Here is a 25364-nt window from a genome sequence, read left to right as displayed (position 1 = left end):
TTCGCACAACGGCAACCACGAGCCACGTGCGCCCGGGCAACCTTGGCCTGCCAGCTGTCTTCCCCTCCTTCGAACGACCGTTCGATCGTCGCCTTCTCCGTCAAGCCCGTCCCAGACCTTCTAAGCTTCTGATCTGCGAGCGCCACAATGGTGTTTCTGTAAGGACAGCGCCGGCGGAGCGAGAATTTTCATTCAAACCTATGCGACGAGGTTTATCTCCATGGCACTGACACGCGAACAACAAATAGCTGCCCTCGAAAAAGACTGGGCAGAAAACCCGCGCTGGAAAGGTGTAACCCGGACCTACTCTGCTGCCGACGTTGTGCGTCTGCGCGGTTCGATCCAGCCCGAGCACACATTGGCCCGCCTGGGCGCCGAGAAGCTCTGGAACCTGGTGACCCAGGGCGCCAAGCCGTCCTTCCGTCCGGACAAGGACTTCGTCAACTGCATGGGCGCCCTCACCGGCGGCCAGGCCGTGCAACAGGTCAAGGCTGGCATCCAGGCCATCTACCTGTCCGGCTGGCAAGTGGCCGCCGACAACAACTCGGCCGAATCGATGTACCCCGACCAGTCGCTGTACCCGGTGGACTCGGTGCCGACCGTGGTCAAGCGCATTAACAACTCGTTCCGTCGTGCCGACCAGATCCAGTGGAAAGCCGGCAAGAACCCGGGCGATGACGGCTACATCGACTACTTCGCGCCAATCGTGGCCGACGCCGAAGCCGGTTTCGGCGGCGTGTTGAACGCCTACGAGCTGATGAAGAGCATGATCGAGGCAGGCGCCGCCGGCGTGCACTTCGAAGACCAGCTGGCCTCGGTGAAGAAATGCGGCCACATGGGTGGCAAGGTACTGGTGCCTACCCAGGAAGCCGTGCAGAAGCTGGTGGCTGCCCGCCTGGCAGCCGACGTGGCCGGCGTGCCGACCATCATCCTGGCCCGCACCGACGCCAACGCCGCCGACCTGCTGACCTCGGACTGCGACCCGTACGACCAGCCGTTCGTAACTGGCACCCGCACCCAGGAGGGCTTCTACAAGGTGCGCGCCGGCCTGGACCAGGCCATCGCCCGCGGCCTGGCCTACGCGCCGTACGCCGACCTGATCTGGTGCGAGACCGCCAAGCCGGACCTGGACGAAGCCCGTCGCTTTGCCGAGGCCATCAAGAAGGAATACCCGGACCAGCTGCTGTCGTACAACTGCTCGCCGTCCTTCAACTGGAAGAAGAACCTGGACGACGCGACCATCGCCAAGTTCCAGCGCGAACTGTCGGCCATGGGCTACAAGCACCAGTTCATCACCCTGGCGGGCATCCACAACATGTGGCACAGCATGTTCAACCTGGCGCACGACTACGCCCGCAACGACATGACCGCCTACGTGAAGCTGCAGGAGCAGGAGTTCGCCGACGCCGCCAAGGGCTACACCTTCGTGGCGCACCAGCAGGAAGTGGGCACCGGCTACTTCGACGACATGACCACCGTGATCCAGGGCGGCACCTCGTCGGTGACCGCACTGACCGGCTCTACCGAAGAAGAGCAGTTCCATTGATGTAACGCACACGCCGTAACGAAAAAGGCCACCCCACGCAGGTGGCCTTTTTTCATTGCGCCAAAGGCCGTCTTCCCCCGTAGCAGCTGCCGAAGGCTGCGTCATGGCCCCTGCAATGCGTGACGCCGTGACGCGGCCTGGCGGCCGCTGCTACAGGGAGCGAAGTGCACCGCGCTCATTCACTCCTTCGCCCCGCCCCACATCGACTACGCTTCTACAACCAAAGTCTTGATCCACGCCAACTTATATAGAGGGAAAATAGCGTAGAACGTACGAGTTGGTTAACGCGCACGTGAGGGTTGACACGATTTGGAACCCTTTAAATGATATTAATTATCATTACACATTAAAAAGACCTCCAAACGGGTGTAACAACGGTATAAATAAAACCACCTGAAACCCCCGCCCCATGGGGCCTGCAGGCACTTGCAAGGTGTGTATGTGCTTAATCCTACGAATAAATTTGCTGTAGAAAATTTACTTGCTACCGCTTTACCCATAAAATCAGCGCGATAGATTCAGCTGCGACATATCGTCACTGCTTTACTACTTTTCAAGTACCGAGACATTTGCTCTCCGTTAAGGATTCCAGCATGCCCGATTCGACAGGACTCATGGCCCACAACTGGGGCTTTGCCATCTTCCTTTTGGGTGTCGCCGGGCTCTGCGCCTTCATGCTGGGGCTGTCGGCCCTGCTGGGCAGCAAGGCCTGGGGCCGCAGCAAGAACGAACCATTCGAATCCGGCATGCTGCCGGTCGGCAGCGCCCGCCTGCGCCTTTCCGCCAAATTCTATCTGGTCGCGATGCTGTTCGTGATCTTCGATATCGAAGCCCTCTTTCTCTTTGCATGGTCTGTGTCGGTACGCGAAAGCGGCTGGGCCGGATTCGTCGAAGCACTCGTTTTCATAGCAATTCTGTTGGCAGGTCTTGTCTACCTTTGGCGGGTGGGGGCGCTCGATTGGGCTCCCGAAGGTCGCCGTAAGCGGCAAGCGAAGCTGAAACAATGAGGCTTTGGCAATGCAATACAATCTCACCAGAATCGACCCGGATGCACCCAACGACCAGTATCCGATCGGCGAACGGGAAACCGTAGCCGATCCGCTAGAGGATCAGGTCCACAAGAACATTTTCATGGGCAAGCTCTCGGACGTCCTGAGCGGTGCTGTCAACTGGGGGCGTAAAAACTCCCTGTGGCCGTACAACTTCGGGCTTTCGTGCTGCTACGTGGAAATGACCACCGCGTTCACCGCGCCCCACGACATCGCCCGCTTCGGCGCGGAAGTGATCCGGGCATCGCCACGCCAGGCCGACTTCATGGTCATCGCCGGCACCTGCTTCGTGAAGATGGCGCCGATCATCCAGCGCCTGTACGAGCAGATGCTGGAGCCCAAGTGGGTGATCTCCATGGGTTCGTGCGCCAACTCCGGTGGCATGTACGACATTTACTCGGTCGTCCAGGGGGTGGATAAATTCCTGCCCGTGGACGTTTACGTGCCCGGCTGCCCGCCGCGCCCAGAGGCCTTCCTGCAAGGCCTGATGCTGTTGCAGGAATCGATTGGCCAAGAGCGTCGCCCGCTGTCCTGGGTCGTCGGTGATCAAGGCGTGTACCGCGCCGAGATGCCGTCGCAAAAGGAGCAACGCCGCGAACAACGCATTGCGGTCACCAACCTGCGCAGCCCCGACGAAGTCTGATCCAGCTCTTTACCCGGCACCGCCACAAAGAACCCTGGCCTCATTCTGTACGTTGACGAATAGCGACCGAGAACATGACAGCGGACACCGCTCTATATATCCCGCCTTACAAGGCTGACGACCAGGACGTGGTCGTCGAACTCCAACAGCGCTTCGGCCCCGAGGCGTTCGTCGCCCAGGAAACCCGCACCGGCATGCCGGTGCTGTGGATCGCCCGCGCCAAGCTCAAGGAAGTGATGAGCTTCCTGCGCAACGTGCCCAAGCCCTACTCCATGCTGTATGACCTGCATGGCGTCGACGAGCGCCTGCGCACCCAGCGCCGCGGCCTGCCGGGCGCCGATTTCACCGTGTTCTACCACCTGATGTCGGTGGAGCGGAACAGCGACGTGATGATCAAGGTCGCGCTGCACGAAGGCGACCTGAACCTGCCCACCGTCACCGGTATCTGGCCCAACGCCAACTGGTACGAGCGTGAAGTCTGGGACATGTTCGGCATCACCTTCCAGGGCCACCCGCACCTGTCGCGCATCATGATGCCGCCCACCTGGGAAGGCCACCCGCTGCGCAAGGACTACCCGGCGCGCGCCACCGAGTTCGACCCCTACAGCCTGAGCCTGGCCAAGCAGCAGCTTGAAGAAGAAGCCGCGCGCTTCCGCCCGGAAGACTGGGGCATGAAGCGTTCGGGCACCAACGAGGACTACATGTTCCTCAACCTGGGCCCCAACCACCCTTCGGCCCACGGTGCGTTCCGCATCATCCTGCAGCTGGACGGCGAAGAGATCGTCGACTGCGTGCCCGACATCGGCTACCACCACCGTGGCGCCGAGAAGATGGCCGAGCGCCAGTCGTGGCACAGCTTCATCCCCTACACCGACCGCATCGACTACCTGGGCGGGGTGATGAACAACCTGCCCTACGTGCTGGCGGTGGAGAAGCTGGCCGGCATCAAGGTGCCGCAGAAGGTCGACACCATCCGCATCATGATGGCCGAGTTCTTCCGTATCACCAGCCACTTGCTGTTCCTGGGTACCTACATCCAGGACGTGGGCGCCATGACCCCGGTGTTCTTCACCTTCACCGACCGCCAGAAGGCGTACACGGTGATCGAGGCCATCACCGGCTTCCGCCTGCACCCGGCCTGGTACCGCATTGGTGGCGTGGCCCACGACCTGCCGCGCGGCTGGGAAAAGCTGGTGAAAGACTTCGTCGAATGGCTGCCCAAGCGCCTGGACGAATACACCAAGGCTGCCCTGCAGAACAGCATCCTCAAAGGCCGTACCATCGGTGTCGCCGCCTACAACACCAAGGAAGCCCTGGAATGGGGCGTCACCGGTGCCGGCCTGCGTTCCACCGGTTGCGACTTCGACCTGCGCAAGGCGCGCCCGTACTCGGGCTACGAGAACTTCGAGTTCGAAGTGCCGCTGGGCCACAACGGCGATGCCTATGACCGCTGCATGGTGCGCGTGGAAGAGATGCGCCAGAGCATCAAGATCATCGACCAGTGCATGCGCAACATGCCCGAAGGCCCGTACAAGGCGGACCACCCGCTGACCACGCCGCCGCCCAAAGAGCGCACGCTGCAGCACATCGAAACCTTGATCACGCACTTCCTGCAGGTTTCGTGGGGCCCGGTCATGCCGGCCAACGAGTCCTTCCAGATGATCGAAGCGACCAAGGGCATCAACAGTTATTACCTGACGAGCGACGGCGGCACCATGAGCTACCGTACCCGGATCCGCACCCCAAGCTACCCGCACCTGCAGCAGATCCCTTCGGTGATCAAAGGCAGCATGGTCGCGGACTTGATCGCGTACCTGGGTAGTATCGACTTCGTTATGGCCGACGTGGACCGCTAAGCATGAACAGCACGCTTATCCAGACTGACCGTTTCGCCCTCAGCGAAACCGAGCGCTCGGCCATCGAGCACGAGCTGCACCACTACGAGGACCCGCGCGCGGCGTCCATCGAAGCCCTGAAAATCGTGCAGAAGGAACGCGGCTGGGTGCCGGACGGCGCCCTGTACGCCATCGGCGAGATCCTCGGCATCCCGGCCAGCGACGTCGAAGGTGTGGCCACCTTCTACAGCCAGATCTTCCGCCAACCGGTGGGCCGCCACATCATCCGTGTGTGCGACAGCATGGTCTGCTACATCGGCGGCCATGAATCGGTGGTCAGCGAGATCCAGAGCAAGCTGGGCATCGGCCTGGGCCAGACCACCGCGGACGGGCGCTTCACCCTGCTGCCGGTGTGCTGCCTGGGCAACTGCGACAAGGCCCCGGCGCTGATGATCGACGACGACACCTTCGGTGACGTACAGCCAGCCGGCATTGCCAAACTGCTGGAGGGCTACGTATGACCCTGACTTCCTTCGGCCCGGCGAACCGTATCGCCCGCACCCCGGAAACCCACCCGCTGACCTGGCGCCTGCGTGACGACGCCGAACCCGTGTGGTTCGACGAGTACGTGGCGAAAGACGGCTACGCCGCCGCGCGCAAGGCCTTTGCCGACCTGTCCCAGGACGACATCGTCCAGACGGTGAAAGACTCTGGCCTGAAAGGCCGTGGCGGTGCGGGCTTCCCCACCGGCGTCAAATGGGGCCTGATGCCCAAAGACGAATCCATGAACATCCGCTACCTGCTGTGCAACGCGGACGAAATGGAGCCCAACACCTGGAAAGACCGCATGCTGATGGAGCAACTGCCCCATCTGCTGGTGGAAGGCATGCTCATCAGCGCCCGCGCGCTGAAGGCCTACCGTGGCTACATCTTCCTGCGCGGCGAGTACGTGACCGCCGCCAAGCACCTCAACCGTGCAGTGGAAGAAGCCAAGGCCGCAGGCCTGCTGGGCAAGAACATCCTCGGGTCGGGCTTCGACTTCGAGCTGTTCGTGCACACCGGTGCCGGCCGCTACATCTGCGGTGAAGAAACCGCCCTGATCAACTCCCTGGAAGGCCGCCGCGCAAACCCGCGTTCCAAGCCGCCGTTCCCGGCCGCCGTGGGCGTGTGGGGCAAGCCGACCTGCGTGAACAACGTGGAAACCCTGTGCAACGTGCCGGCCATCGTCGGCAACGGCGTGGACTGGTACAAATCGCTGGCCCGCGAAGGCAGCGAAGACGCCGGCACCAAGCTGATGGGCTTCAGCGGCAAGGTCAAGAACCCCGGCCTGTGGGAGCTGCCGTTCGGCATCCCGGCCCGCGAGCTGTTCGAGGACTACGCCGGCGGCATGCGCGACGGCTATAAGCTCAAGTGCTGGCAGCCAGGCGGTGCCGGTACCGGCTTCCTGCTGCCCGAGCACCTGGACGCGCAAATGTACGCCGGTGGCATCGGCAAGGTCGGCACCCGCATGGGTACGGGCCTGGCCATGGCCGTGGACGACAAGGTCAACATGGTCTCGCTGCTGCGCAACATGGAAGAGTTCTTCGCCCGCGAATCGTGCGGCTTCTGCACCCCGTGCCGCGACGGCCTGCCGTGGAGCGTGAAGCTGCTGCGTGCCCTGGAGCAAGGCCGCGGCCAGCAAGGCGACATCGAGACGCTGCTGGGCCTGGTCGGTTTCCTCGGCCCAGGCAAGACCTTCTGTGCCCACGCACCCGGTGCCGTGGAGCCCTTGGGCAGCGCGATCAAATATTTCCGCCCGGAATTCGAGGCTGGCATCGCCGCAAGCAGCGGCCTGCGCCCGGACCTGGCGCGCCCGATCCAGGTCGGCGCATAACAAGACTCAAAAGCCGGTGGTCCGTGCCGCCGGCTGCGCGCCCCCTGCCCTTGCATGAAGGGTGGCGGGGCGAGCACACAGCTTTCCATTAGCCACGCCCGCCCACGCGGGCCAACGAAGAACTTTGAACCATGGCCACTATCCACGTAGACGGCAAAGCGCTCGAAGTCGATGGCGCAGACAACCTGTTACAGGCCTGTCTGTCGCTTGGCCTCGACATCCCTTACTTCTGCTGGCACCCCGCACTCGGTAGCGTTGGTGCCTGCCGCCAGTGCGCGGTCAAGCAGTACACCGACGAGAACGACACCCGTGGTCGCATCGTCATGTCGTGCATGACCCCTGCCACCGACAACACCTGGATTTCCATCGACGACGACGAGTCCAAGGCGTTCCGCGCCAGCGTCGTCGAATGGCTGATGACCAACCACCCGCACGACTGCCCGGTGTGCGAGGAAGGCGGCCACTGCCACCTGCAGGACATGACCGTGATGACCGGTCACAACGAGCGGCGCTACCGCTTCACCAAGCGCACGCACCAGAACCAGGAGCTCGGCCCGTTCATCGCCCACGAGATGAACCGCTGCATCGCCTGCTACCGCTGCGTGCGCTTCTATAAAGACTACGCCGGCGGCACCGACCTGGGCGTGTACGGCGCCCACGACAACGTGTACTTCGGCCGCGTTGAAGACGGCGTGCTGGAAAGCGAGTTCTCCGGCAACCTCACCGAGGTCTGCCCGACCGGTGTGTTCACCGACAAGACCCACTCCGAGCGCTACAACCGCAAGTGGGACATGCAGTTTGCCCCCAGCATCTGCCACGGCTGCAGCAGCGGCTGCAACATCAGCCCCGGCGAGCGCTACGGCGAACTGCGCCGCGTGGAGAACCGCTACAACGGTTCGGTCAACCACTACTTCCTGTGCGACCGCGGCCGTTTCGGCTACGGCTACGTGAACCGCAAGGACCGCCCGCGCCAGCCGCTGCTGGGCCAGCAGAAGCTGGGCCTGGACGCTGCCCTGGACAAGGCCGCCGAACTGCTGCGCGGCCGCAACATCGTCGGCATCGGCTCGCCCCGCGCCAGCCTGGAAAGCAACTACGCGCTGCTGGAACTGGTAGGCGGCGAGCACTTCTACAGCGGCATCGAAGCCGCTGAGCTGGGCCGCATCCGCCTGGTGCTGGACGTGCTGAAAAACAGCCCGCTGCCGATCCCGAGCCTGCGCGAAGTGGAAGACCACGACGCCGTGTTCGTGCTGGGCGAAGACCTGACCCAGACCGCCGCGCGCATGGCCCTGGCCCTGCGCCAGTCGGTCAAGGGCAAGGCCGTGGAAATGGCCGAAGGCATGCGCGTGCAGCCCTGGCTGGACGCAGCGGTCAAAAATATCGGCCAGCACGCCCTGCACCCGCTGTTCATCGCCAGCCTCACCGACACCAAGCTCGATGACGTGGCCGAGGAATGCGTGCACGCGGCGCCTGAAGACCTGGCGCGCATCGGCTTCGCCGTGGCCCACGCCCTGGACGCCAGCGCCCCTGCCGTGACTGGCCTGGACGCCGAAGCCCTGGAGCTGGCGCAACGCATCGCCGACGCCCTGCTGAAAGCCAAGCGCCCGCTGATCGTGTCCGGCACCTCGCTGGGCAGCAACGCCCTGATCGAGGCCGCCGCCAACATCGCCAAGGCCCTGAACCTGGCCGGCAAGCAAGGCTCCCTGAGCCTGGTGGTGCCCGAGGCCAACAGCCTGGGCCTGGCCATGCTCGGTGGCGAGTCGGTTGACGCTGCGCTGGACGCGGTGATCGACGGCCGTGCCGACGCCCTGGTCATTCTCGAAAACGACCTGTACACCCGCCTGCCGGCCGCCAAGGTCGACGCTGCCCTGGCCGCCGCCAAGGTCGTCATCGTCGCCGACCACCAGCAGACCGCCACCGCCGACCGCGCCCACCTGGTGCTGCCAGCGGCCAGCTTCGCCGAAGGCGACGGCACCCTGGTCAGCCAGGAAGGCCGCGCCCAGCGCTTCTTCCAGGTGTTCGACCCGGCGTACCTGGACGCAAGCAACCTGATCCACGAAGGCTGGCGCTGGCTGCACGCCCTGCGCAGCACGCTTTTGGACCGTCAGGTCGATTACACCCTGCTGGACCAGGTGACCCAGGCCGTGGCCAACAGCAAGCCGGCCCTGGCGCGCATCGTCGAGGCCGCCCCGTCGGCCGCGTTCCGCATCAAGGGCCTGAAGCTGGCCCGTGAACCGCTGCGCTACAGCGGCCGCACCGCCATGCGCGCCAACGTCAGCGTGCACGAGCCGCGCACCCCGCAGGACAAGGACACCGCGTTCGCCTTCTCCATGGAAGGCTACTCGGGCTCCGCCGAGCCGCGCCAGCAGGTGCCGTTCGCCTGGTCGCCGGGCTGGAACTCGCCACAGGCCTGGAACAAGTTCCAGGACGAGGTCGGTGGTCACCTGCGCGCAGGCGACCCGGGCACCCGCCTGATCGAGAGCCAGGGCGACAGCCTGAACTGGTACAGCGCCATCCCGGGCGCCTTCGCCCCGGCCCGTGGCACCTGGACCGCGGTGCCGGTGCACCACCTGTTCGGTTCCGAGGAAAACTCGTCCCGCGCAGCGCCGGTGCAGGAACGCATCCAGCCCGCCTACGTCAGCCTGGCCAAGTCGGAAGCCGACCGCCTGGGCGTCAACGACGGCGCGCTGCTGAGCCTGAACGTGGCGGGCGTGGCCCTGCGCCTGCCGCTGCGCATCAATGAAGAACTCGGCGCGGGCCTGGTGGCCCTGCCCGCAGGCTTCGCCGGCATTCCGCCTGCGTTCGCCGGCGCTACCGTCGACGGCCTGCAGGAGGCAGCACAATGACCTGGTTCACCCCTGAAGTGATCGACATCATCATTGCTGTCGTGAAGGCCCTGGTGATCATGCTGGCCGTGGTGGTCTGCGGCGCGCTGCTCAGCTTCGTCGAGCGTCGCCTGCTGGGCTGGTGGCAGGACCGCTACGGTCCGAACCGTGTCGGCCCGTTCGGCATGTTCCAGATCGCCGCCGACATGCTGAAGATGTTCTTCAAGGAAGACTGGAACCCACCGTTCGTCGACCGGGTGATCTTCACCCTGGCGCCGGTGGTGGCCATGAGTGCCTTGCTGATCGCCTTCGCCATCATCCCGATCACCCCGACCTGGGGCATCGCCGACCTGAACATCGGCCTGCTGTTCTTCTTCGCCATGGCCGGCCTGTCGGTGTACGCCGTGCTGTTCGCCGGCTGGTCGTCGAACAACAAGTACGCCCTGCTCGGCAGCCTGCGGGCCTCGGCGCAGACCGTGTCGTACGAAGTGTTCATGGGCCTGGCGCTGATGGGCATCGTGGCGCAGGTGGGTTCGTTCAACATGCGCGACATCGTTGAATACCAGAACCAGCACCTGTGGTTCATCATTCCGCAGTTCTTCGGCTTCTGCACCTTCTTCGTCGCCGGCGTTGCGGTAACTCACCGCCACCCCTTCGACCAACCGGAAGCGGAACAGGAACTGGCCGACGGCTACCACATTGAATACGCCGGCATGAAATGGGGCATGTTCTTCGTCGGTGAGTACATCGGCATCATCATGATCTCGGCGCTGCTGGTGACCCTGTTCTTCGGCGGCTGGCACGGCCCGTTCGATATCCTGCCGCAACTGTCGTTCATCTGGTTCGCCCTGAAGACCGCGTTCTTCATCATGATCTTCATCCTGCTGCGCGCCTCGATCCCGCGCCCACGGTATGACCAGGTGATGGATTTCAGCTGGAAATTCTGCTTGCCGCTGACCCTGATCAATTTGCTGGTGACCGCTGCCGTCGTGTTGCTGAACACGCCAGCTGTTGCGGCCCAGTGAGGATTTGACCCATGTTCAAATATATTGGTGACATCGTTAAGGGTACGGGTACCCAACTGCGCAGCCTGGTGATGATTTTCGGCCACGGCTTCCGCAAGCGCGACACCCTGCAGTACCCCGAAGAAGCCGTGTACCTGCCGCCGCGCTACCGCGGCCGCATCGTACTGACCCGCGACCCCGACGGCGAAGAGCGCTGCGTGGCGTGCAACCTGTGCGCCGTGGCCTGCCCGGTAGGTTGCATCTCGCTGCAGAAGGCCGAGACCGAAGACGGCCGCTGGTACCCGGACTTCTTCCGCATCAACTTCTCCCGCTGCATTTTCTGCGGCCTGTGCGAGGAAGCGTGCCCGACCACCGCGATCCAGCTGACCCCGGATTTCGAAATGGCCGAGTTCAAGCGTCAGGACCTGGTGTACGAGAAAGAAGATCTGCTGATCTCCGGCCCCGGCAAGAACCCTGACTACAACTTCTATCGCGTTGCAGGGATGGCCGTTGCCGGCAAGCCGAAAGGCGCTGCGCAGAACGAAGCCGAGCCGATCAACGTGAAGAGCTTGCTCCCTTAAGGAAGAAAGATGGAATTCGCTTTCTATTTCGCAGCCGGAGTCGCCGTGGTGTCCACCTTCAGGGTGATCACCAACACCAACCCCGTGCACGCGCTGCTGTACCTGATCATCTCGCTGATCGCCGTGTCCATGACCTTCTTCAGCCTGGGCGCACCGTTCGCCGGCGTGCTGGAAGTGATCGTCTACGCCGGCGCCATCATGGTGCTGTTCGTCTTCGTGGTGATGATGCTCAACCTGGGCCCGGCCTCGGTGCTGCAGGAACGGGGCTGGTTCAAGCCCGGCATCTGGGCAGGCCCGATCTTCCTGGCCGGCATGCTGCTGTTCGAGCTGCTGTACGTGCTGTTCGCCGAGCCTTCGGGCGCGGCCATCGGCCAGGAAACCGTGGGCGCCAAGGCCGTGGGCGTGAGCCTGTTCGGCCCTTACCTGCTGGTGGTGGAACTGGCCTCGATGCTGCTGCTGGCCGCCGTGGTCACCGCCTTCCACCTGGGCCGCAACGAGGCGAAGGAGTAACTCATGTCATCTATTCCCCTGGAACATGGTCTCGCAGTAGCCGGTGTGCTGTTCTGCCTGGGCCTGATGGGCGTGTTGGTACGCCGCAACATTCTGTTCGTATTGATGAGCCTGGAAATCATGATGAACGCCACTGCGCTGGCGTTCGTCGTGGCCGGTGCACGCTGGGCGCAGCCGGATGGACAGATCATGTTCATCCTGGTCATCACCCTGGCAGCCGCCGAGGCCAGCATTGGCCTGGCGATTCTGCTGCAGCTGTACCGCCGCTTCCACACGCTTGATATCGACGCTGCCAGTGAGATGCGCGGATGAACCTAATCTTCCTGACTTTCGTATTCCCCCTGATCGGCTTCCTGCTGCTGTCGTTCTCGCGCGGGCGCTTCTCCGAGAACCTCTCGGCGCTGATCGGCGTGGGCTCCATCGGCCTGTCGGCGATTGTCGCCGCCTGGGTCATCTGGCAATTCAACGTCGCGCCGCCTGAAGCGGGCCACTACACCCTGGTGCTGTGGCGCTGGATGTCGGTGGACGGCTTCGAACCCAACTTCGCCCTGTACGTCGACGGCCTGTCGGTGACCATGCTGGGCGTGGTGGTGGGCGTGGGCTTCCTGATCCACCTGTTCGCGTCCTGGTACATGCGCGGTGAAGAGGGCTACTCGCGCTTCTTCTCGTACACCAACCTGTTCATCGCCAGCATGCTGTTCCTGGTACTGGCCGACAACCTGCTGTTCCTGTACTTCGGTTGGGAAGGCGTGGGCTTGTGCAGCTACCTGCTGATCGGCTTCTACTACAGCAACCGCGCCAACGGCAACGCAGCCCTGAAGGCCTTCATCGTCACCCGTATCGGTGACGTGTTCATGGCCATCGGCCTGTTCATCCTGTTCCAGCAGCTGGGCACGCTGAACATCCAGGAACTGATGGTACGGGCCCCTGCGCACTTCAAGGTCGGCGACTTCTGGATTGTCTTCGCCACCCTGATGCTGCTGGGCGGCGCGGTCGGTAAATCGGCCCAATTGCCGCTGCAGACCTGGCTGGCAGACGCCATGGCCGGCCCTACCCCGGTGTCGGCACTGATCCACGCCGCCACCATGGTGACCGCGGGCGTGTACCTGATCGCCCGTACCCACGGCCTGTTCGCCCTGGCGCCGGATATCCTGCACCTGGTGGGCATCGTCGGCGGCGTGACCCTGGTACTGGCCGGCTTCGCCGCCCTGGTGCAGACCGACATCAAGCGTATCCTCGCCTACTCCACCATGAGCCAGATCGGCTACATGTTCCTGGCGCTGGGCGTGGGTGCCTGGGAAGGCGCGATCTTCCACCTGATGACCCACGCCTTCTTCAAGGCCCTGCTGTTCCTTGCCTCGGGTGCGGTGATCGTTGGCTGCCACCACGAGCAGAACATCTTCAAGATGGGCGGCCTGTGGAAGAAACTGCCGCTGGCCTACGCCTGCTTCATCGTCGGTGGCGCGGCGCTGTCGGCCCTGCCGATCCTGACCGTGGGCTTCTACTCCAAGGACGAGATCCTCTGGGAAGCCTTCGCCAGCGGCCACACCTACCTGCTGTACGCAGGCCTGGTGGGCGCGTTCATGACCTCGATCTACACCTTCCGCCTGATCTTCATCGCCTTCCACGGCGAAGCCAAGACCGACGCCCACCCCGGCCACGGTATTTCCCACTGGCTGCCGCTGGGCGTGCTGATCGTGCTGTCGACCTTCGTCGGCGCCTGGATCCACCCACCACTGGCGGGCGTGCTGCCGGAAAGCGTCGGCCATGCCGGCGGTGAAGCCAAGCACAGCCTGGAAATCGCCTCGGGCGCCATCGCCCTGGCCGGTATCCTGCTGTCGGCCATGCTGTTCCTGGGCAAGCGCCGCGTGGCCACCGCCATCGCCAACAGCAGCCTTGGCCGCGTGCTGTCGGCCTGGTGGTTCGCCGCCTGGGGCTTCGACTGGATCTACGACAAACTGTTCGTCAAACCGTACCTGGCTATCAGCCACCTGCTGCGCAAGGACCCCGTGGACCGCACCATCGGTCTGATCCCGCGCATGGCCAAGGGCGGCAACAGCGCCATGAGCCGTACCGAAACGGGCCAGCTGCGCTGGTACGCCGCTTCCATCGCCGCCGGTGCCGTGCTGGTACTGGGCGCCGTTGTGCTGGCTGCGGTCTGACTATGAACCTTGCGACTTTGCGAAAGGAATTGAGCCCGTCATGATTCTGCCCTGGCTGATCCTGATCCCCTTTATCGGCGGCCTTCTGTGCTGGCTGGGTGAGCGCTCCGGCGCCACCCTACCACGCTGGATCGCGTTGCTGACCATGTCCCTGGAACTCGCCCTCGGCCTCTGGCTGTGGGCCCATGGCGACTACCACCTGGCCCCTGCCCCGGGCGCCGCACCTGTCTGGGCCTATGAATTCAAGGTCCAGTGGATCGAGCGCTTCGTCATCAGCGTGCACCTGGGCCTCGATGGCCTGTCGCTGCTGATGATCTTGCTGACCGGCCTGCTCGGCGTGCTGTCGGTGCTGTGTTCCTGGAAAGAGATCCAGCGCCACGTCGGCTTCTTCCACCTCAACCTGATGTGGATTCTGGGCGGCGTGGTCGGGGTGTTCCTGGCCCTGGACCTGTTCCTGTTCTTCTTCTTCTGGGAAATGATGCTGGTGCCGATGTACTTCCTCATCGCGCTCTGGGGTCACAGCTCGGCAGACGGCAAGAAGACCCGGATCTACGCGGCGACCAAGTTCTTCATCTTCACCCAGGCCAGCGGCCTGATCATGTTGGTGGCGATCCTGGGCCTGGTGTTGTTCAACTACAACGCCACTGGCGTGCTGACCTTCAACTACAGCGACCTGCTCAAGACCAACCTGCCCCACGGCGTGGAATACATCCTGATGCTGGGCTTCTTCATCGCCTTCGCGGTGAAGCTGCCGGTAGTGCCGTTCCACTCCTGGCTGCCTGATGCCCACGCCCAGGCGCCCACTGCAGGTTCGGTGGACCTGGCGGGTATCCTGCTGAAGACCGCGGCCTACGGCCTGCTGCGTTTCGCCCTGCCGCTGTTCCCGCATGCCTCGGCCGAGTTTGCGCCGATTGCCATGACCCTGGGCCTGATCGGTATCTTCTACGGCGCCTTCCTGGCGTTCGCGCAGACCGACATCAAGCGCCTGATCGCCTTCTCCAGCGTGTCGCACATGGGCTTCGTGCTGATCGGCATCTACTCGGGTTCGCAACAGGCGCTGCAAGGCGCGGTGATCCAGATGCTGGCCCACGGCCTGTCGGCAGCGGCGCTGTTTATCCTCAGCGGCCAGTTGTACGAGCGCCTGCACACCCGTGACATGCGCGAGATGGGCGGCCTGTGGTCGCGCATCGCCTACCTGCCGGCCATCAGCCTGTTCTTCGCGGCGGCGTCCCTGGGCCTGCCGGGCACCGGCAACTTCGTCGGCGAGTTCCTGATCCTGATCGGCAGCTTCCCGATTGCCCCGATCGTGATCATCATCGCCACCACCGGCCTGGTGTTCGGCTCGGTGTACTCGCTGATCATGATCCACCGCGCCTACTTCGGCCCGTCGAAATCCGACGCGATCCTGGCCGGCATGGACAACCGCGAACTGATCATGGTGCTGGGCCTTGCCGCCCTGCTGGTACTGCTTGGCGTCTATCCGCAACCGTTCCTGGACACCTCTTCGGCCACCATGGCCGGTGTGCAGCAGTGGTTCGGCACCGCTTTCACTCAACTCGCTTCGGCCCGGTAAGAGCGCTATGGACCTGACCCTTCAACACTTTATCGCGCTTGCACCGCTGCTGATCACCAGCCTCACCGTTGTCGTGGTGATGCTGGCGATCGCCTGGCGGCGCAATCACTCGCAAACCTTCCTGCTGTCGGTGGCGGGGCTGAACATTGCCCTGCTGTCGGTGCTGCCGGCCCTCAAGGTGTCGCCCATCAGCGTCACCTCGCTGATCCAGATCGACCACTTCGCCTGCCTGTACATTGCCTTGATCCTGGTCGCCACGCTGGCGTGCGTGACCCTGGCCCACGCCTACCTGGGTGATGGCGGCTCGGGCTACCCGGGCAACCGCGAAGAGCTGTACCTGTTGATCCTGATGGCCGCCGCCGGCGGCATGGTGCTGGTCAGCGCGCAGCACCTGTCGAGCCTGTTCATTGGCCTGGAACTGCTGTCGGTACCCACCTACGGCCTGATCGCCTACGCGTTCTTCAACAAGCGTTCGCTGGAAGCCGGCATCAAGTACATGGTGCTGTCGGCCGCCGGCTCCGCCTTCCTGCTGTTCGGCATGGCGCTGCTGTATGCCGACGCCGGCAGCCTGCAGTTCGCCGAGATCGGCCGCGCCCTGGCAGCCACCGGCAAGCCGAGCAGCCTGGCGGCCCTGGGCCTGGGTATGATGTTCGTGGGCCTGGCGTTCAAACTGTCGCTGGTACCCTTCCACCTGTGGACCCCGGACGTCTACGAAGGCGCCCCGGCGCCGGTGGCGGCCTTCCTGGCCACGGCCAGCAAGGTGGCGGTGTTCGCGGTGGTGGTGCGTCTGTTCCAACTGTCGCCTGCGGCCAGCAGCGGCGTGCTGACCACCGTGCTGGAAGTGATTGCGGTGGCCTCGATCATCATCGGCAACCTGCTGGCGGTGACCCAGACCAACCTCAAGCGCCTGCTGGGTTTCTCGTCGATCGCCCACTTCGGCTACCTGCTGATCGCCCTGGTGGCCAGCAAGGGCCTGGCGCTGGAAGCCATCGGCGTGTACCTGGTGACCTACGTGATCACCAGCCTGGGCGCCTTCGGCGTGATCACCCTGATGTCCTCGCCGTACAACGGCCGTGACGCCGACGCCCTGTACGAATACCGCGGCCTGTTCTGGCGCCGTCCGTACCTGACCGCCGTGCTGACCGTGATGATGCTGTCCCTGGCCGGCATCCCGCTGACCGCCGGCTTCATCGGCAAGTTCTACATCATCGCCACCGGCGTGCAGTCGCAACTGTGGTGGCTGACCGGCGCCCTGGTGATCGGCAGCGCCATCGGCGTGTTCTACTACCTGCGCGTGATGGTCACCCTGTACCTGATCGAGCCGACCCTGCGTCGCCACGATGCACCGTTCAACTGGGAACAGCGCACCGGTGGCGTGATGCTGCTGGCCATCGCCATCCTGGCGTTCGCCCTGGGCGTGTACCCGCAGCCGTTGCTGGACCTGGTGCAGCATGCTGGGTTTCAGTTGGTGGGTTAATTAACCCTGCCATAACAAAACACCCCGCCGAGTGCGGGGTGTTTTGTTTTTGGGGCAACAACAATTCCCCAGCCATGCAACAAAGGCGGACAAGGTGATGCCACAGGCATAACTGGCCCGAAACAGATGTAGGAGCCGGCCTTGGCCGCGATGCGCCGCGCGGGCGGCGCTCGATCTCATGACCGCCACCAAAACACCGCCATGCACCTCTCCCCCCCCCCCGCAATCGCGTAGCCGCTGCCGCCAGGCTGCGCTGGCCCTTTACCACACTGCAGATCTTCAGGGTTCACACTGCCCAGCGCAGCCTGGCGGCAGCGGCTACAGGATTGCGTCATGGCCGCCAAGTGCATGTCTGGGGTTTTGCAGCGGTCTTGAGATCGAGCGCCGTCCGCACGGCGCGACCCGGCCTGCCGGCCGGTGCTACATTTGTTGCACCGTGCCATGGCCTGATGGAGTGGCGCTGTCCGCCTTGTTTGCCTGACACTGGATTTGTGTCGCGCCGCTCTGCGCCAGGCGCTACAGTTGGGTGAGTCTTTTCTTTCTGTTCAAGGCCCCCTGTCGATGACCAAACCCTCCACCCTCCTCCTGCTCGCCGTTGCCCTGCTGGCTGGCTGCTCCAGCACGCCCAAGGCGCCTACCCCCGAGCAACTGGCGCAGATCGAAGCCGCCAACCTGCGCACCGATGCCGACATGAGCCTGGTGCTGGACAAGCTGGCCAGCCTCAACCCGCAACCCATCGAGACCCTGGACGTGACGACCGCGCGGGTGCAGCCAACCCTGGCCGACGCCGCCAAGGCAGTGCTGGCCGATCAGGGCATTACTGGCGACGCCGCTGGCGTGCAGGCCTACGACCGTAGCGTGCCGGGCGCCGCAGGGCAGATACCGGCCACGGTCTATACCCCGGATGGCGGTGGCTTCAAGCCGGTGATCCTGTACTTCCACGGCGGTGGCTGGGTGCTGGCTGACCGCAAGGTCTATGACAGCTCGGCCCGCGCCCTGGCCAAGGTGGCCGATGCCGTGGTGGTGTCGATCGACTACCGCCGTGCGCCGGAAGACCGCTTCCCCGCCGCCGCCGATGACGGCGTGGCCGTGTACCGCTGGCTCACCCACTACGCCCGCGCCGTGGGCGGCGACCCCAAGCACCTGGCCCTGGCCGGTGAAAGCGCCGGCGGTAACCTGGCCCTGGCCACTGCCATCGCTGCCCATGAGCAAGGCCTGGCGGCGCCCAAGCACCTGCTGGCCATCTACCCGGTGACCCAGACCGGCAGCGACACCGAGTCCTACACCAAATACGCCCACGCCAAGCCGTTGAACGCGGCGATGATGCCGTGGTTCTTCAACCAACTGCTGAGCGACCCGGGGCAGAAACAGGACCCGCGCCTGGACGTGCTGCACGCCAACCTGCAGGGCTTGCCGCCGGTGACCCTGATCAACGCCGAGGTCGACCCGCTGCGTGACGACGGCGCCTTGATGGAGACCGCGTTGAAAGCAGCCGGCGTGAACGTGGAGCGCCGGGTGTACAGCGGCGTCACCCATGAGTTCTTCGGGCTGGGCAGCCTGGTACAGAAATCCGCCCAGGCCCAGGCCTACGCCGGCGAACGCCTGACCGCCGACCTGCACCGCGCCATCTCCGACACCCCCGACACCCCCGCCCCGTAGCAGCTGCCGCAGGCTGCGTCCGAAGCCAACACCGTAGCGCCCCGGACGCGGCCTTTGGGCCGCTGCTACAGATTATCCCCGTAGCAGCTGCCGCAGGCTGCGTCCGAAGCCAACACCGTGGCGCCCCCGGACGCGGCCTTTGGGCCGCTGCTACGGGTTAAGGCCCTCCGCGTGCACGAAGCAGAGTTTGTTGCCCTCAGGGTCACGGCAGTAGGCGCCGTAGTAGTCGGCTGAATACTGCGGGCGCAGGCCCGGGGCGCCTTCGTCCTGGCCACCCAGCTGCACCGCGGTCTTCCACGCCGCATCAACCTGGGCACGGCTGCGCGCGGCAAAGCTGACCTGTACGCCATTGCCCCAGGTAGCCGGCAGGCCATTGAACGGTTCCTGCACGAAAAACTGCGGCCAGCGCCGGCCTGGCACCTGCCAGCCGGCCCCCGGCGGCCCGCCATCGTTATCATCCGGCATGCGTTCAAGCCCCAGTTCATGCAGCACGGCATCATAAAACGCCGCCAGCCGCGGCAAGTCCCGTGCGCCCAGTTGAATATGGCTGTACATGGCAGGTCCTCCTTTTTCATCCTATATGACAAAAAACTCAGCCCCGTCGCAATGGCCCGGGGCCGGTTTACACTCGCCAGCACCTATTCGCTAGACGAGCGCCTTCATGACCGGTTCACTGCTCCTGCGCGGCATGTTCGTCGGCATCCTTGCCGGCTTTCTCGCGTTCAGTTTCGCCAAATGCTTCGGCGAACCCCAGATTGACCAGGCCTTTGCCTTCGAGGAACACCTGGATCAGGGCCCGGCCCCCGAGCTGGTGGGCCGCGAGCTGCAGAGCGGTATCGGCCTGATCAGCGGCGTGGTGGTGTACAGCGCCGGCATGGGCGCGCTGTTTGCCCTGGCCTTCGCCAACTGCGTGGGCCGGGTCGGGCGCCTGGGCCCACGCGGGCTGGCCGCGTTGCTGGCGCTGGCGGCATTCGTAGCGGTAATCGTGGTGCCGGCGCTGAAATACCCCGCCAACCCGCCGTCCATCGGCGACCCCGACACCATCCGCGAGCGCACCCACCTGTTCCTGCTGATGGTGATGCTGTCGGTGGTGGCCATGGTCATCGCCGTGAACTTCGCCCGCAACCTGCTGCCGCGCCACGGCATCTGGACCGCTGCCCTGATCGGCATCGCCCTGTACCTGCTGGTGGTGAACCTGGGCGGCTCGGTGTTCCCGCCGGTCAACGAGGTGCCCGACGGCTTCCCGGCAGAAAACCTCTGGCAGTTCCGCCTCGCCACCTTGGGTATCCAGCTGGTGATGTGGAGCGCCCTGGGGCTGATTTTCGGCTACCTCACCGAGCGCGATTTCAAGCGCCAGCGCCTGCTGGCCGGGCGCTGAAACAGGGCGCAGCGCGAACCGGCCCAGCGCCGGTTCGCGCTGCACAAAAGCGCCCGCAACGCCACACAAATATATTTGCTCAAGGCCCCCGTTTCCCTCTTCTCAACGGCGCGGCGATGCCTAGAATAGGCCCTCGGTTGCGGTCCTCGTCCTGAGTTCGCCGCCCGTATCGAATCCTGCCTTCATCATGTCTGATAACAACCCTTGCGTGAGTTGCGGCGCCTGCTGCGCGTTTTTCCGTGTGTCTTTCTACTGGGGCGAATGCACCTCGGTGGGCGGGCTGGTGCCCGATGAACTGACCGTGCAGGTCAGCCCCAACCACGTGGCCATGCGTGGCACCGAGGGCAAGCCGGCGCGCTGCACCAGCCTGGCCGGGGAAATCGGCTGTTCGGTGGGCTGCACCATGTACGAACAACGCTCCAGCACCTGCCGCGAATTCGAGGCGTCCTGGGAGACCGGCACGCACAACGAAGCCTGCGACCGCGCCCGCGCCCACCACGGCCTGCCCCCCCTGGAGCCGGGCTGGGCACTGAGCGCCTGAGGTTAAAGCGAACCCCTGGTGCTGGCACATTGTCTAGAGTGATGGCATGCCGCCTTTTCCAGGAACCGAACGTGGACCCCAAGACCCTCCAGGCCTATGACCAACGCGCGCCCGACTACGCGCGCGAATGGAACCACCAGGCACCTCCCAGCGACATGTACGCCCTGCTGCTGCGCCATTTCCGCCCCGGCCCTACGGTGGACGTGGGCTGCGGCAGTGGCCGCGACCTGGCGTGGCTCAGCGCCCAGGGCTTTGACGCCCTGGGCGTGGAAGCCAGCAGCGGCCTGCTGACCCAGGCGCGCACCCTGCACCCCGACCTGCGCTTTGCGCTGATGCACCTGCCCGAGCTGGAGGGCCTGCAGGCCGGCAGCTTGCAGAATGTGCTGTGTGAAACGGTGATCATGCACCTGCCCGAAGCACAGGTGGCCGCAGCTACCCGGCGCCTGCGCGAGCTGTTGCGCCCAGGCGGGACCTTGTATCTGAGCTGGCGGGTGACCCCTGATGCGTCCATTCGCGACGCGGCCGGGCGGCTGTACAGCGCCTTCGATCGGCGGCTGGTGCGCGAGGCATTGGGCAGTGTAGAGGTGCTGCTGGATGACGAGTCGACGAGCCTGTCGTCGGGCAAGCGGGTGCATCGGTTGATCGTGCGGGTGTGACGCGTGACGCGGCCTGTGGCCGCTGCTACAAAACCTGTAGCAGCGGCCGCAGGCCGCGTCAGATCAACCGAACCGACCGGTGATGTAGTCTTCGGTCTGGGTCTTGGCGGGGTTGGTGAACAGCGTGTCGGTGTCGCCGTGCTCGATCAGCTCGCCCATGAACATGAACGCGGTGTAGTCCGAGCAGCGCGCGGCCTGTTGCATGTTGTGGGTCACGATGATCACGGTGAACTGTTCCTTGAGCTCGGTGATCAGTTGCTCGATGCGGCCGGTGGAGATCGGGTCCAGCGCCGAGGTCGGCTCGTCCAGCAGCAACACCTGAGGCTTCAGGGCGATGGTGCGGGCGATGCACAGACGTTGCTGCTGGCCACCGGAGAGGCTCTGGGCGCTCTGCTTGAGCTTATCCTTCACCTCGCCCCACAGGGCGGCGCCGTGCAGCGCCTGCTCGACGCGGTCGTCCATTTCGCGGCGGCCCAGTTTCTCATGGTGGCGCACGGCGTAGGCGATGTTGTCGTAGATCGACATCGGGAACGGCACCGGCTTCTGGAACACCATGCCCACGTGGCTGCGCAGGCGGTTCATCGAGTAGTTCGGGGCCAGGATGTTCTCGCCGTTGAGCAGTACTTCGCCCTTGGCTTCCTGTTTCGGGTACATCGCGTAGATGCGGTTGAACACGCGCAGCAGCGTGGACTTGCCGCAGCCGGACGGGCCAATGATGGCGGTCACGCGCTTCTCGGGGATGTCCATGTCGATGGATTTCAGCGAGCGCTGCTGGTCGTAGAAAAATTCAAGGTTGCGCACACGGATTTTGGTGCGTTCCTGGGCAAGACTTGTCATTAGTGAGACCTATTGCGCAAAAGGATCAATCGGGAGAGCAGGCTCAGGGCCAGGACAAACAGGGTCAGCACCAGGGCACCCGCCCAGGCGATGGCGTGCCAGTCGTCGAAGGGGCTCATGGCGTACTGGAAGATCACCACCGGCACGCTGGCGATCGGCTTGAGCAGGTTGCTGCTCCAGAACTGGTTGCCGAACGCGGTGAACAGCAGCGGCGCGGTTTCGCCGGTGATACGCGCCAGGGCCAGCAGCACACCGGTCACCACACCCGCCTTGGCGGCGCGCAGGACGATCTGCAGGGTCAGCTTCCACTGCGGCACACCCAGGGCCAGCGCGGCTTCGCGCATGGTCGAAGGCTGCAGTTGCAGCATTTCATCGGTGGTGCGCACCACCACCGGAATCACCAGCAGCGCCAGGGCCAGGGCACCGGCGAACGCCGAGAAGCCCACCTGGTGGTTGGTGAGGTGGTTGAGCGGCAGGATCACCGCGGTGTAGATGAACAGGCCCAGCACGATGGACGGCGCCGACAACAGGATGTCGTTGATGAAGCGCACGGTGTTGCCCAGCTTGGAGTGGCGGGCGAACTCGGCCAGCCAGATACCAGCGGCCAGGCCAATCGGCGTGCCGATCAGCAGGGCCAGCACCGACATCAGGGCGCTGCCGTAGAAGGCGTTGGCCAAACCGCCCTCGGTGCCCGGTGGCGGGGTCATCTGGGTGAACAGGGCAAGGTTCAGCGCCTTGAAGCCGTTGATCAGGGTGGTGATCAGGATCCACACCAGCCACAGCAGGCCAAAGGCCGTGGCGCCACAGCTCAGGGCCATGGCAATACGGTTCTTCAGGCGGCGAACACGGTACAGCCGCTCGTTGTCGTTCATAGTCCCTCTTTACGCGACAAGCGCATCAACATCAGGCGGGCAGCCGCCAGCACCACGAAAGTGACGACAAACAGCAGGAAGCCCAGGGCGATCAGCGCCGAACGGTGCAGGTCGGTGTAGGCCTCGCTGAACTCGTTGGCGATCACCGAGGCGATCGAGCTGCTGGGCATCAGCAAGGAAGCGGAGAACTGGTGGGCGTTGCCCAGCACGAAGGTCACCGCCATGGTCTCGCCCAGGGCGCGGCCCAGGCCCAGGAAGATACCGCCGACCACCGCCGAGCGGGTGTAGGGCAGCACGATGTCCCAGACCACTTCCCAGGTGGTGTTACCCAGGGCGTAGGCCGATTCCTTCAAGGTAGTCGGCACGCTGCGGAACACCTCATGCATCACCGAGGTGATGAAGGGGGTGATCATGATCGCCAGCACGATACCGGCGGTAAGCATGCCGATACCCAGGGGCGGGCCCTGGAACAGCGCGCCGACCACGGGCAGTGCGCCCAGGTGGTCGTTGATCCACGGCGCCAGGTGCGCGGCCATGAACGGGCCGAAGATGAACAGCCCCCACATGCCGTAGATGATCGACGGGATACCGGCCAGCAGCTCGATCGCCGAGGCAATCGGCATGCGCAGCCACATGGGCGCCACTTCCGTAAGAAAAATGGCGATGCCGAAACTCACCGGAACGGCGATCAGCAACGCCAAAAGCGAGGTCACCAGCGTGCCGAAAACAGGCACGACGGCGCCGAACTGGCCGTTGACCACGTCCCATTGGGTGCTGGTCAGGAAGCCGAAACCAAAGGTGCGAAACGCTTCGCTGCCGCCCCACAGGGTGGAGCCGGCGATGCTCAGCAGCAGCACGAGCACCAGCATGCCGGCACCCATCATGGTGCGCCGGAACCACATGTCGTGGCGATGGTCGCGTGCCGCACGGGCTTCGCTGGCATCGGTGGTAGAGCTGGTCGAGGTCATGTATTGGGTGTTATCTGTCATGGCAATCCACTCGCAAGGCGTACGCCCCCACCGGACCCGAGGTCCGGCGGGGGCGCGCCGGTTTACTTCACATCAATGGGCGAAATCGGATTTCCAGTAACCTTCGATCTTCTGCACCAGCGAGTTCGGCAGTGCTACGTAGTCCAGGGCGCTGGCCTGCTGCTGGCCGTTTTCCAGGGACCATTTGAAGAAGTCAAAGGCGGCCTTGCTCTGCTCGGCGTTCTTGGACTGCTTGTACATGATGATCCAGGTAGTGGCAGTGATCGGCCAGGCGTTGTCGCCCGGGGCGTTGGTCATGATCAGGTTGAAGTCCTTGGCGCTGGCCCAGTCGGCGGTGTCGGCGGCAGCCTGGAAGGCCTTGGCGTTAGGCTCGACGAACTTGCCGGCGGCGTTCTTCAGCTGGGCAGTGGCCATTTTGTTCTGCAGGGCGTAGGCGTATTCGACGTAGCCGATGGAGCCCTTGATCTGCTTCACGTAGGCAGCCACACCTTCGTTGCCCTTGCCGCCCACACCCACAGGCCAGGCCACGGTGGTGCCGAACTTCAGCTGGTCGTTCCAGCTTGGGCTGACCTTGGACAGGTAGTTGGTGAAGTTGAACGAAGTACCCGAGCCGTCCGAACGGTGCACCACGGTGATGGCGGTTTCAGGCAGCTTGACGCCTGGGTTCAGGGCCTCGATGGCCTTGTCGTTCCACTTGGTGATCTTGCCTTGGAAGATGTCAGCCAGGGTCTGGCCGTCCAGCTTCAGCTTGCCGCCTTCCACGCCTTCGACGTTGAAGACCGGCACGATGCCGCCGATGACGCTGGGGAACTGGCCCAGGCCGGCTGCTTTCAGGTCGTCAGCGCTGAGCGGGGCATCCGATGCGCCGAAGTCAACGGTGGCTGCCTTGATCTGGGCGATGCCGCCGCCCGAACCGATGGACTGGTAGTTGATGCGGTTGTCTTTCTGCTTGCTGTAGTCCTGGGACCACTTGGACAGCACTGGGTAAACAAAGCTGGAGCCCGCACCGGTTACATCGGTCGCGTGGGCCAGGCCCGAAAGGCACAGGGAGGCCAGCAAAAGCGACAGACGATTTTTATTCAGCAGCGTCACGGCAACACCTCGGCAAATTGGTTTGAGTGGGTCCTACCCACACGGGTTTGGCCGTGACGATTTAATGCTTTGAATATTTCGGTTTAATGACAGTTAGTCGAATGGGATGTGAAATTATTGCATTGGGCCAGCATCTACCCCCCCGAAGGGGCGGCGAATCGCCATGAACAAGCCTTTGATCTGGCGTCTGATCTGGCTCTTGATCTTGATTGTATGCCCCGTAAAGCGCCCGGGCCGACTGGAGGCGTCGATCAACGGGCTGCCC

At 64.1% G+C, this 25364-nt stretch carries 23 protein-coding genes; 18 read left to right on the top strand and 5 right to left on the bottom strand.

The genetic code is table 11. The annotated features are described in order from the left end of the window. Positions 1-220: 220 nt before the first annotated feature. The 15 genes from aceA to ACWKWX_RS27165 all read left to right on the top strand — a co-directional run bounded on the left by aceA (position 221) and on the right by ACWKWX_RS27165 (position 18734). A complete protein-coding gene (aceA, locus tag ACWKWX_RS27235; RefSeq protein WP_476295827.1) occupies positions 221-1546 on the top strand; it encodes an isocitrate lyase in 1326 nt (441 codons plus the stop codon). Between the two features lie 593 nt (positions 1547-2139). Beyond that, a complete protein-coding gene (locus ACWKWX_RS27230) occupies positions 2140-2553 on the top strand; it encodes an NADH-quinone oxidoreductase subunit A (protein ID WP_008369061.1) in 414 nt (137 codons plus the stop codon). Positions 2554-2563: 10 nt separating this feature from the next. Continuing rightward, entirely contained in the window at positions 2564-3238 is a 675-nt protein-coding gene (locus tag ACWKWX_RS27225; protein ID WP_158156576.1) for a NuoB/complex I 20 kDa subunit family protein, read from the top strand. 74 nt (positions 3239-3312) lie between these two features. Beyond that, positions 3313-5094 (top strand): NADH-quinone oxidoreductase subunit C/D, encoded by a 1782-nt coding sequence (gene nuoC / locus ACWKWX_RS27220; RefSeq protein ID WP_416425235.1) that lies wholly within the window; start codon positions 3313-3315, stop codon positions 5092-5094. A gap of 2 nt (positions 5095-5096) precedes the next feature. Next, a complete protein-coding gene (gene nuoE, locus ACWKWX_RS27215) occupies positions 5097-5594 on the top strand; it encodes an NADH-quinone oxidoreductase subunit NuoE (protein WP_483829409.1) in 498 nt (165 codons plus the stop codon). Then, the gene (gene nuoF, locus ACWKWX_RS27210) at positions 5591-6946 is read left to right on the top strand and encodes an NADH-quinone oxidoreductase subunit NuoF (protein WP_416425236.1); all 1356 of its coding nucleotides are present in this window, start codon (positions 5591-5593) and stop codon (positions 6944-6946) included. Before nuoE ends, nuoF begins: the two co-directional genes overlap by 4 nt. 131 nt (positions 6947-7077) lie before the next feature. Then, positions 7078-9789, top strand: a complete 2712-nt coding sequence (nuoG, locus tag ACWKWX_RS27205) for an NADH-quinone oxidoreductase subunit NuoG (RefSeq protein ID WP_416425237.1) — start codon at positions 7078-7080, stop codon at positions 9787-9789. After that, on the top strand, positions 9786-10793 hold the full coding sequence (gene nuoH / locus ACWKWX_RS27200) for an NADH-quinone oxidoreductase subunit NuoH (protein ID WP_416425238.1): 1008 nt from the start codon (positions 9786-9788) through the stop codon (positions 10791-10793). The genes nuoG and nuoH overlap by 4 nt, the downstream gene beginning before the upstream one ends. Positions 10794-10804: 11 nt before the next feature. Next, positions 10805-11353 carry an NADH-quinone oxidoreductase subunit NuoI gene (nuoI, locus tag ACWKWX_RS27195; RefSeq protein WP_027979511.1) on the top strand — a complete coding sequence of 183 codons (549 nt, stop codon included), beginning with the start codon at positions 10805-10807 and terminating at the stop codon, positions 11351-11353. Between the two features lie 9 nt (positions 11354-11362). Continuing rightward, complete coding sequence (nuoJ, locus tag ACWKWX_RS27190) at positions 11363-11863, top strand: NADH-quinone oxidoreductase subunit J (protein WP_416425239.1); 501 nt, start codon at positions 11363-11365, stop codon at positions 11861-11863. Positions 11864-11866: 3 nt separating this feature from the next. After that, positions 11867-12175, top strand: coding sequence for an NADH-quinone oxidoreductase subunit NuoK (gene nuoK, locus ACWKWX_RS27185; RefSeq protein WP_008369052.1), 309 nt, complete (start codon positions 11867-11869; stop codon positions 12173-12175). Then, positions 12172-14025, top strand: coding sequence for an NADH-quinone oxidoreductase subunit L (gene nuoL, locus ACWKWX_RS27180; protein ID WP_416425240.1), 1854 nt, complete (start codon positions 12172-12174; stop codon positions 14023-14025). Before nuoK ends, nuoL begins: the two co-directional genes overlap by 4 nt. Positions 14026-14065: 40 nt before the next feature. Then, on the top strand, positions 14066-15598 hold the full coding sequence (gene nuoM, locus ACWKWX_RS27175) for an NADH-quinone oxidoreductase subunit M (protein WP_483829408.1): 1533 nt from the start codon (positions 14066-14068) through the stop codon (positions 15596-15598). Between the two features lie 7 nt (positions 15599-15605). Further along, on the top strand, positions 15606-17075 hold the full coding sequence (gene nuoN / locus ACWKWX_RS27170; protein WP_416425242.1) for an NADH-quinone oxidoreductase subunit NuoN: 1470 nt from the start codon (positions 15606-15608) through the stop codon (positions 17073-17075). A 561-nt stretch (positions 17076-17636) separates the two neighbouring features. Further along, on the top strand, positions 17637-18734 hold the full coding sequence (locus ACWKWX_RS27165) for an alpha/beta hydrolase (protein ID WP_483829407.1): 1098 nt from the start codon (positions 17637-17639) through the stop codon (positions 18732-18734). Between the two features lie 150 nt (positions 18735-18884). On the opposite strand, the gene ACWKWX_RS27160 is transcribed toward ACWKWX_RS27165, so the two are convergent. Further along, positions 18885-19289, bottom strand: a complete 405-nt coding sequence (locus ACWKWX_RS27160) for a VOC family protein (RefSeq protein WP_416425244.1) — start codon at positions 19287-19289, stop codon at positions 18885-18887. A 106-nt stretch (positions 19290-19395) separates the two neighbouring features. Here ACWKWX_RS27160 and ACWKWX_RS27155 point away from each other — a divergent pair, with 106 nt between their 5' ends. The 3 genes from ACWKWX_RS27155 (at position 19396) to ACWKWX_RS27145 (ending at position 21309) form a co-directional block, all read left to right on the top strand. Next, positions 19396-20112 carry a CbtA family protein gene (locus tag ACWKWX_RS27155; protein WP_483829406.1) on the top strand — a complete coding sequence of 239 codons (717 nt, stop codon included), beginning with the start codon at positions 19396-19398 and terminating at the stop codon, positions 20110-20112. A 187-nt stretch (positions 20113-20299) separates the two neighbouring features. Beyond that, positions 20300-20653, top strand: a complete 354-nt coding sequence (locus ACWKWX_RS27150) for a YkgJ family cysteine cluster protein (protein ID WP_416425246.1) — start codon at positions 20300-20302, stop codon at positions 20651-20653. A gap of 71 nt (positions 20654-20724) precedes the next feature. Beyond that, complete coding sequence (locus ACWKWX_RS27145; protein WP_483829405.1) at positions 20725-21309, top strand: class I SAM-dependent methyltransferase; 585 nt, start codon at positions 20725-20727, stop codon at positions 21307-21309. 63 nt (positions 21310-21372) lie between these two features. On the opposite strand, the gene pstB is transcribed toward ACWKWX_RS27145, so the two are convergent. The 4 genes from pstB to pstS form a co-directional block, all read right to left on the bottom strand. Next, positions 21373-22146, bottom strand: a complete 774-nt coding sequence (pstB, locus tag ACWKWX_RS27140) for a phosphate ABC transporter ATP-binding protein PstB (RefSeq protein ID WP_416425248.1) — start codon at positions 22144-22146, stop codon at positions 21373-21375. Then, positions 22146-23018: a phosphate ABC transporter permease PstA gene (gene pstA / locus ACWKWX_RS27135; RefSeq protein WP_416425249.1), complete on the bottom strand. Its 873-nt coding sequence runs from the start codon at positions 23016-23018 to the stop codon at positions 22146-22148. Before pstA ends, pstB begins: the two co-directional genes overlap by 1 nt. Next, positions 23015-24007, bottom strand: a complete 993-nt coding sequence (gene pstC, locus ACWKWX_RS27130) for a phosphate ABC transporter permease subunit PstC (RefSeq protein WP_416425250.1) — start codon at positions 24005-24007, stop codon at positions 23015-23017. The genes pstA and pstC overlap by 4 nt, the downstream gene beginning before the upstream one ends. Before the next feature lie 72 nt (positions 24008-24079). After that, positions 24080-25099 carry a phosphate ABC transporter substrate-binding protein PstS gene (gene pstS / locus ACWKWX_RS27125; RefSeq protein ID WP_416425251.1) on the bottom strand — a complete coding sequence of 340 codons (1020 nt, stop codon included), beginning with the start codon at positions 25097-25099 and terminating at the stop codon, positions 24080-24082. Between the last annotated feature and the right edge of the window lie 265 nt (positions 25100-25364).

It is taken from the genome of Pseudomonas imperatae (assembly GCF_057128625.1).
This window is presented reverse-complemented; position numbering and strand designations above follow the sequence as displayed.